This is a genomic window from Mycobacterium sp. NGS24 (assembly GCF_059813065.1).
The window spans coordinates 1-1,315 of record NZ_JCALDW010000038.1 but is presented as its reverse complement, the minus strand read 5'-3'; the positions used below and the strand labels follow the sequence as shown (position 1 = coordinate 1,315).

The 1,315-nt window shown below is 59.9% G+C and carries 1 protein-coding gene; it reads right to left on the bottom strand.

What is annotated here, in order from left to right:
• Positions 1-1,256, bottom strand: a 1,256-nt coding sequence (locus AC5Y6Y_RS25725; RefSeq protein WP_499930813.1) for a PPE domain-containing protein, incomplete at its 3' end; no start/stop codon positions are given.
• Positions 1,257-1,315: the final 59 nt, after the last annotated feature.

Here is a 1,315-nt window from a genome sequence, read left to right as displayed (position 1 = left end):
CGCATGCCGAAGTCCACCGGAATCTGCTCGATACGGAACGAGTAGGAAACACCGGTCATGCCCTGAGCATCACCCCGCACGAACATCCCGTTGTTCAAGTTGCCGGAGTTACCGATCCCGGTGTTGAGATCCCCGGAGTTAGCGATACCCGTGTTGAGGTTGCCGGTATTGAACCAACCAGTGTTGGTATCACCACCATTGAAATCACCACTGTTGAAACTACCCTCATTGAAGCTGCCGGTGTTGTAACTCCCCCGATTACCAATACCAGTGTTGAAACTCCCCGGATTGAACAACCCAGTATTACCCACCCCAGAATTACCGATACCCGTGTTATAGCTACCCGTGTTGAACAACCCGGAATTACCCACCCCAGCATTCAAAATGCCCTTCAGGTCAAACCCGGAATTACCAATACCAACATTACCGTTACCCGTATTACCGAAACCAATGTTGTAATCACCAGTATTACCAAACCCGATATTGCCGGTCCCAGTATTACCAAAAACATCAGCCACCGCAGCCGTCGCCGCCGCAGGACTACTCAACAACGCCCCCACACCACCCAGCCGAAACACATTCAAATTGGCAAGACTCCCCGTCCCCCCAACCAGACCACCCACCAACCCACCAAGGTCAAACCCACCCAGCAACCCACCCAACCGCACATTCACCGCACCCAGCACCGCCCCGGCGCCACCCCTACCCAACGTGCCGGCCACACCCACAAGCTCAGTCACCGCCGCACGGACCACACCCCCGGCACCACCCACCACACCCAACGGCACCCTGGCAAACGGCGTCAACGCCGCCGCAGCCGCCGACGCCCCACCGTGATACCCCAACATCGCCACGACATCCTGAGCCCAAAACTCCTCATACGCCGCCTCCGCCGCCGCAATCGCCGGCCAGTTCTGCCCAAACAGATTCGAAACCGCAAGCCGCACCAACGCACTCCGATTACCGGCGATCAACGCCGGATGCACCATCAACGACCGCGCCGACTCAAAAGCCGACACCACCACCCGCGCCTGCACAGCAGCCTGCTCAGCCACCACACCCGCAGCACTGAGCCACGCCGCATACGGCGACGCCGCCGCCGCCATCGCCGCCGCCGCCGGACCCTGCCACGCCTCACCAACCAGCCCAGAAGTCACCGCCTCAAAAAACGACGACGCCGACCCCAACTCAGCCGCCAACCCATCCCACGCAGCAGCCACCGACACCATCGGCGCCGAACCCGCACCCCGCAGCATGTTCAACGAATTGACCTCAGGAGGCAAAGTCACAAAACTCACCGGCTCAACCCTCTTCC